Genomic DNA, 6,645 nt, shown 5'->3' on the forward strand with positions numbered 1-6,645 from the left:
AATAGCCCCCTTATTCACTTAATGATCAAAGGAATTTTCGTATAAAAAGCTGCACCGTTCTCCTCATTTACCGCCCAAACCTTTGCATCATGTAAATCTGCAATTCGTTTTACGATACTTAAGCCGATGCCAAACTCACCTTTATGTCCTTTTTGGAAAGGCTCAAAAAGCTGATCCATAATCCCCTCATCAATGAATGGACCATCATTCCAGAAACGCAGCAGGATTGACTGGTCTGTTTTTGTAATAGAAATGGAGATTACATTTTTGGCATAACGTAATGAATTTTCAAGTAAGTTTTCGATCAGCTTTTCCCATTGCTCGGCATCACCTAAAATTTCTGCTTCTTCCAAGTGAAGCTTCCAATCAAGATCAGCTTTCGCCCATTTGATTCGTTCCACTTCATCGCTCACAAGCTGATCAAGGTGAAACACGGCTTTTGTCGGCTTGCGGGTTGATAAGAAGTCGAGCTTTGTTAAATATAGCAAATCCTTAATTTTTTTCTCGAGCTTTTCAGATTCCTCTTCGATGACATCCATCGTACTTGTTAAATCACCTTTTGGATAAATGCCATCATTGACCGATTTAGCATACCCGCGTATGACCATAACCGGTGTTTTTAAGTCATGTGAAATATTTTGCAGCAAGGTTTGTTGGGCTTCATCTTTCCGAACAAGATGCTGCCGCATTTTTTCAATCGTATGACCGAGCTTGCCAATTTCATCATTTCGATCAACCTCAACCGGCTCATGCCATGCTTGTTCAGAGATATCTTTTACATGCTTTTCAAGCTTAACGAGCGGCTTTGACAAGTATCGTGCAAGCCAAATCGAAGGGATCCAGCTAAATAAAAAGACAATAAACATGACAACCATTAATTGCCGGAAAAGTGTAAACACAAGATCATTTCGATACGAATCCCAGGAATAAGATAAAAGATATACGGGTTCGCCATCCACCGTTAAATTCTTCCGTATCACATAAAAGAGGGTTTGGTCTTTTATGTTTTTTTCATACCTCGCCGTTGCATCCGTTTGATTGGCTGCTAAGTCCTGTGTCTGCCTAATAAAATCAAGCGGTAATTCTTCCGAATATAAGAAAAACGGACTTTGAATAGGAACCACTACATGTGAAACAGAACGATCTTTTTTCTTGTCTCGTCCTAATTCATTGATATCAGGTTCCCCATAATCAGTTAGAACGAGTTGTTGATTTTCAATGGTTTTATAAATTTCCTTCGTGAAAAATCCCCGTAGGGTCGTTGGAAAAAGAATGACCAGTAATAAGGAGATAACGAGGAGAATTCCTGAAAAAACAACCCATATTTGAAAGGCTAATGATTTATTTTTCATCCTTTTAACATCCTATAGCCAAACCCATAAATTGTTTCCAGCTTGAGATCGGGCATTTTTTTTCGCAGCCGCCTTACAAGATCATCTACCACCCGATCTGTGCCAAAATAATCCGGTCCCCAAAGATTCGTTAAGATTTGCTCTCTTGAGAATGCCTGTCCTTGGTTGTGGAGAAATAACTGCAGCAAATCAAACTCTTTTGAGGTCAGGTTTACTTCCTCCCCGTTTAGGTAAGCGATCCTTAACTGTTCATCAATATGGTATGGCGGAAGATTTGTCAGTGCATTCGTTTCCTCTGTATAGGTTCGTGATAAAAGCTTTTGCACGCGGATGACAAGCTCTCTAGGCAAAAATGGTTTTGAAATATAATCATCGCTGCCTAATTCCAGCCCTAACACACGGTCAATATCCGCATCCCTTGCTGATATAAAGATAACAGGTATTTCTGGTGTTGCTTCTTTAATTTCCCGGATTAATTGATAGCCATCAATATCCGGAAGCATGATATCTAAAATCCATAAATGAGGCGGCCGGTTAATTAAGTTTTTTGCATCGGTTCCTGTTAAACATGAAGTGACCGACCATCCTTCATTTTTTAAATACATAGTTAGCAGTTCATTTAAGTTTTTTTCATCCTCGACAAGATAGATGGTATAGCTCATGGTTTCACTTCCTCTCAAGGGTATTATACATCGTACTTGTAAATGTGGATGCCCTTTTCACAATTTCCCATAATTCTTTCATTTTTATCCCAAACTCGTTATGTATAGTTACCTTATAAGACAGGACAATGTTATATACGAAAGAAGGAATTCAGTTATGAAAGCCATTATATTAACAGGAGTATCATTATTATTCATTTTAATTGTCATAGGCGGATATGTTAGCTCAGGAGCTTAATCTTTTATCATATTAACAAAAATAGGAGGACTAAAGAATGGGATATTATGACGACACTGAACTTTCTCGTGAAAAAGCAAAACCGTCCAGAAGCATTAAACCATTTTTTTCATCGTTAATAAGTGGTGTGATCGGCGGAGCGCTTGTACTAGGAGTAACGACATATACAGACCAAAAGGAAAATTCAACTTCAGTTGCTGATAATAATTCGGTTGAAGCATCTGTACAAAAGAATGATCAAGAAAGTACTTCAACAGTTACCGCACAGGAGCTGTCCAGCAATGCAAATTCGATTGCAGATATTGTGGAAAATTTATCACCAGCAATTGTAGGAATTACCAATATGCAAGCAAGCGGAGCCGATATGTTTGGGAATACTCAAAGTGAAAGTGTTGAGAGCGGGACAGGCTCAGGTGTTATCTTTAAAAAGGAAGCTGATGAAGCATATGTCATTACAAATAATCATGTGATTGAAGGTGCTCAATCGATTGAGGTAACACTTTTTAATGGAGAGAAAGTAGCTGCGGAATTAGTTGGAGCAGATGCGTTAACAGATATCGCCGTTTTAAAAATTGATGCCGAGCATGTTACTGTTGTCGCGGAATTAGGTGATTCATCAGAGCTTCGTACAGGTGAAAATGTCATTGCGATTGGAAATCCTTTAGGAGAAGAGTTTACAAGAACGGTTACCCAAGGCATTATCAGCGGTGTTGACCGGACCATTGACGTGACAACATCTGAAGGGGATTGGGCATTGAATGTCATTCAAACAGATGCCGCTATAAATCCAGGGAATAGCGGTGGACCGCTTATTAATATGAGCGGAGAGGTCATTGGGATTAACAGCTTAAAAATTAGTGAAAATGGTGTTGAAGGATTAGGGTTTGCGATCCCGAGTAACGATGTTAGTCCGATTGCTGAAGAACTAATGAAAAATGGTAAGATTCAAAGGCCGTTTATCGGTGTGGGTCTACTCGATATGAGTGAGATTCCAGAGTATTATTTACAGCAAAACATGCAGCTTCCGGATAATGTAACAGAAGGTGTAATCGTTGGCAATGTTCAACAAGGCTCACCAGCAGATGAAGCAGGCTTAAAGCAGCAGGATGTCATTATCGCGATGGATGACAAAGAGATCAATTCAGCAAGTGATTTAAGAAAATATCTTTACACTGAGAAGAACATTGGTGATGAAGTGAAACTAACCATTTATCGTGCAGGAGAAAAAATGGATGTTACACTTAAGCTTGTGAACCGTGATGGAACAAATGCATAATTGGTTCGAGGATTAACATGTTACTCTTTATATAGATGATAAGAACTGACCAAAGGATGTTTCAGCTAATTAAAGTCTGACCATCCTTTTGGTCAGTTTTTTGCATATTCATCTTTGTTTTCGGGAATGGTTATATTCGAGGAGTGATGTAATTGGAAAAGAAATCAAACCAAGTGGATCCAAATCAAATTGCACCAGGTATGGATGATGACCAGGAATTAAATGAAAATGCAACGCAGGAGGAAATAGAAAAAGGCGAATCAACGAAGGTGGTTACATTATCTTATGATGAGGTCGATCCTTCCTGAGAGAAAGACCTTTTCATTAATTATGTCTTATAAGGAGTGGCCAAGGATGGATAAAAAACAAAAAGTGGAAAGCAGCCAAATTGCAGGAAGACATTATGAGCCAGAGGATTATAAGCGTCAGGATGAACTTTCAGAAGGATTGGCAATGACTCACGAACAAGCGTCAGATGATTATATGGAAGGAACAATTGATGCAAATTTTGAAGAGAATGTTGATCAATCAAATGGAAGCGCAAGAAAAGGTAAGCAATAAGCTATACATATTGGGCTGTCTCAATAGATCTGAAATCTATTTTGGGATAGCTTCTTTTTTTACTAAAAAATTGGGTTCTTGAAATAGAGTTATTGAATAACGATTAAAATCACTTCGGCATATATTAGTTATGTATCGTTACACTTAATCCAGAAAGAGGTGAACATGAATGAGTCAAGAAGGTGGATATGCAGGAGGCTTTGCATTAATCGTTGTTTTGTTCATCTTGTTAATCATTGTTGGTGCTGCTTACGTTGGTGGCAGATACTAGAATCAACAATGAATAGTAGAATGAAAGAGCCTGCTTTTTAGCAGGTTCTTTTCCTGTTAAAAAAATTGAAATGTTTGAAAAAATGAAAGTGTAAACTTAGAATATAAAGTAATAATAAGAAGATTTTTACATACTAGCCATTCATCGTATCTAAGAGTGATTATGAAAAAGCTATGGAAGGAGAACAACATGAATAGCGCAAACGCTAGGATAGAGAGATATAAGCTTAAGGTTTTCTTAAAGAATAGCGGTTTTTTTAATCAACAAAATATTCGAGGAACACCCTGATGGATATTATGCCTTAGATAGCAAACCGTTTTTTACGACGAAAGAAAATGGTACGGGCTTAGGGTTTATGGTTAGCTACGAAATTATTAAACATCATAACGGTGAGGTAAAGATAGACAGTCATTCAAAGGGGACAACGATTTCTGTCATTCTCCCAATCTCAAATGATGACAAGAAAAAGAGTCTTGGTTTGCACTTATAACGGTTGATTTAAAAAGAGGTTAGAAAGAGGAATTCAATATGGAAATAACGACAAAGAGATTACTTATTGTACCGTGTAAAGAAGAATTATTAAGCGATGATGTTGATGTAAGTGATCATATTAACTTTTATTTACATGAAATTGAAAGCGATCCTGGTTTAATAGGTTGGGGAGTTTGGCTAGTCTTTTTGAAAGAAACAAATCAATTTATTGGAGATATCGGTTTCAAAGGAAAGCCGAAAAATGGCGTGGTTGAAATCGGCTACGGGATCCTTAAGGAAGCCCAAAATAACGGATATGCAACAGAGGCTATGGAGGCTCTTATCAATTGGGCTTTCCAAACGAAATCGGTTGTAAAAATTACAGCAGAATGCTTAAGTGACAACAAACCATCGATCCGGGTTCTTGAAAAACTAGCTATGCTGAAAACATATGAAGATGAGGAAATGATGTATTGGGAGAGAAATCTTGAGCATTAAATTATAAGCGGAAGCGCCTTGCCCTTGGCTGAGCGAGGCTCTTGTGCTTTTGGTCTTCTCTAACTGCTAAAATACATAAATAATAATATACGCTGTCTCTTCATACATTTTAAAGAATAAGGTTTGGGAGGAGTTACATGAAAACTTTTGAAGAGGCAGCTGTTTTTGAGCATCAATTTTGGCTTCAGATTTTAGGGGATCATGCTAGGTTTATTTTAGATTCTTTGGCTGTTAGTCAACAGGATGATATAAAAAAGGCTAGACAGTTTCAGCAAATTTTTGACACTTTGCTGAAAAAGGCAAGGGAACAGACCGATTTGAATTCTTTGACATTGGAAGCAGAAGAGTATGCACGCGAGCTGCGAAGGTTTAAACTCTCTTTGATTAAAAGGCATCTTGTTGGGAAGATAACCATTCATTTAACGCCAACCTTTATTAACCATATGGTGAACGAGCTTGAAGAGTATTTGCTTGTGCTCACTTATTTAAAAAGGAAAGAAAAACCGCCTGTTTTTCATGAGCTCCATCATCATTTATTATGGCTGCTAGATGCTTCAGGTCACGCTGGAGCGATATCAGATACACTTGATCGTACGGAAAAAGAATTGAAGCTTAAAAGTGAGCTGTTTGCAAAGCAATTTGAGGATTTCTATTTAAAAGCCGTTGAATTGTCAGGGTATTTAAGAGCCAATATAGATTCCTTTCCAGCACTGAGGAAAATGAATAGAGATGTTAAACTTGAAATCGAGTTATTTAGAGGCTTCTTAGCTGAGGTGGAAGAAATGGAATTATCCAATGAAATGTTAAGCACCTTTTCTCCTTTAATGGCCGATCATATGTTGAGAGAGGAATGCTATTATTTAATGAAGGTAGCAGAGGCAACCAGTACGAAAAAGCCTGATTGTAATCCGGCGAAGCCGAGATTAGAAGCATAATAGAGAGAGTCCCTTTTATTCGGAGCTTAAAGGGACTCTTTCGCATTTCCATTGTGCAAAGTAAGGAGCAGCAATACCATATTAAAATAATCAAAACGCCGATCATTTGACTAGTTGACACCTGTTCGTGAAGAATAATGGATGCAGTGATAACGGCTGTTGGCAGCACGGTCGCTCTTAAGATTGTCGCAAAGCCCGAACCTATTTTTGGAGTTCTAATAAAAAAAATAAAACAGGTAAAAGGACCCCAAAAAAACCAGATGATTACCAAGAAATCGATAAACCACTACCAAAAGATCCATTTACCTGAATTATTCATACCTTCTCTCAGGTCATGCATTTAATCAAAAATTAATTACATTTCTAAGTTTTTAAAAGAAT

The 6,645-nt window shown here is 37.7% G+C and carries 9 protein-coding genes; 7 read left to right on the forward strand and 2 right to left on the reverse strand.

All coding sequences use genetic code 11. From position 1 onward, the window contains the following. Window positions 1-14: 14 nt before the first annotated feature. A complete protein-coding gene (locus Q1B07_RS17395) occupies window positions 15-1,352 on the reverse strand; it encodes a HAMP domain-containing sensor histidine kinase (RefSeq protein WP_299092460.1) in 1,338 nt (445 codons plus the stop codon). Further along, window positions 1,349-2,014 carry a response regulator transcription factor gene (locus Q1B07_RS17400; protein WP_299092458.1) on the reverse strand — a complete coding sequence of 222 codons (666 nt, stop codon included), beginning with the start codon at window positions 2,012-2,014 and terminating at the stop codon, window positions 1,349-1,351. The genes Q1B07_RS17395 and Q1B07_RS17400 overlap by 4 nt, the downstream gene beginning before the upstream one ends. A gap of 275 nt (window positions 2,015-2,289) precedes the next feature. Here Q1B07_RS17400 and Q1B07_RS17405 point away from each other — a divergent pair, with 275 nt between their 5' ends. The 7 genes from Q1B07_RS17405 to Q1B07_RS17435 all read left to right on the forward strand — a co-directional run bounded on the left by Q1B07_RS17405 (window position 2,290) and on the right by Q1B07_RS17435 (window position 6,264). Continuing rightward, entirely contained in the window at window positions 2,290-3,528 is a 1,239-nt protein-coding gene (locus tag Q1B07_RS17405; RefSeq protein WP_299092456.1) for a trypsin-like peptidase domain-containing protein, read from the forward strand. A gap of 152 nt (window positions 3,529-3,680) precedes the next feature. Beyond that, window positions 3,681-3,836, forward strand: a complete 156-nt coding sequence (locus tag Q1B07_RS17410) for a hypothetical protein (RefSeq protein ID WP_299092519.1) — start codon at window positions 3,681-3,683, stop codon at window positions 3,834-3,836. Window positions 3,837-3,882: 46 nt separating this feature from the next. Continuing rightward, window positions 3,883-4,089, forward strand: a complete 207-nt coding sequence (locus Q1B07_RS17415) for a YozQ family protein (protein WP_299092455.1) — start codon at window positions 3,883-3,885, stop codon at window positions 4,087-4,089. A gap of 169 nt (window positions 4,090-4,258) precedes the next feature. Beyond that, a complete protein-coding gene (locus tag Q1B07_RS17420) occupies window positions 4,259-4,360 on the forward strand; it encodes a YjcZ family sporulation protein (RefSeq protein WP_299092454.1) in 102 nt (33 codons plus the stop codon). Window positions 4,361-4,628: 268 nt separating this feature from the next. Continuing rightward, on the forward strand, window positions 4,629-4,850 hold the full coding sequence (locus Q1B07_RS17425) for an ATP-binding protein (protein ID WP_299092517.1): 222 nt from the start codon (window positions 4,629-4,631) through the stop codon (window positions 4,848-4,850). 38 nt (window positions 4,851-4,888) lie between these two features. Then, window positions 4,889-5,329: a GNAT family N-acetyltransferase gene (locus Q1B07_RS17430; RefSeq protein WP_299092452.1), complete on the forward strand. Its 441-nt coding sequence runs from the start codon at window positions 4,889-4,891 to the stop codon at window positions 5,327-5,329. A 137-nt stretch (window positions 5,330-5,466) separates the two neighbouring features. Next, entirely contained in the window at window positions 5,467-6,264 is a 798-nt protein-coding gene (locus Q1B07_RS17435) for a DUF2935 domain-containing protein (protein WP_299092451.1), read from the forward strand. Window positions 6,265-6,645: the final 381 nt, after the last annotated feature.

It is taken from the genome of uncultured Metabacillus sp. (assembly GCF_947503125.1).
Taxonomy (GTDB): Bacteria; Bacillota; Bacilli; order Bacillales; family Bacillaceae; genus Metabacillus.

Coding starts and splice junctions, on each gene's coding strand:
- Q1B07_RS17420 (WP_299092454.1), top strand. CDS start 4,259: ATGAGTCAAGAAGGTGGATATGCAGGAGGCTTTGCATTAATCGTTGTT.
- Q1B07_RS17395 (WP_299092460.1), bottom strand. CDS start 1,352: ATGAAAAATAAATCATTAGCCTTTCAAATATGGGTTGTTTTTTCAGGA.
- Q1B07_RS17400 (WP_299092458.1), bottom strand. CDS start 2,014: ATGAGCTATACCATCTATCTTGTCGAGGATGAAAAAAACTTAAATGAA.
- Q1B07_RS17430 (WP_299092452.1), top strand. CDS start 4,889: ATGGAAATAACGACAAAGAGATTACTTATTGTACCGTGTAAAGAAGAA.
- Q1B07_RS17405 (WP_299092456.1), top strand. CDS start 2,290: ATGGGATATTATGACGACACTGAACTTTCTCGTGAAAAAGCAAAACCG.
- Q1B07_RS17415 (WP_299092455.1), top strand. CDS start 3,883: ATGGATAAAAAACAAAAAGTGGAAAGCAGCCAAATTGCAGGAAGACAT.
- Q1B07_RS17435 (WP_299092451.1), top strand. CDS start 5,467: ATGAAAACTTTTGAAGAGGCAGCTGTTTTTGAGCATCAATTTTGGCTT.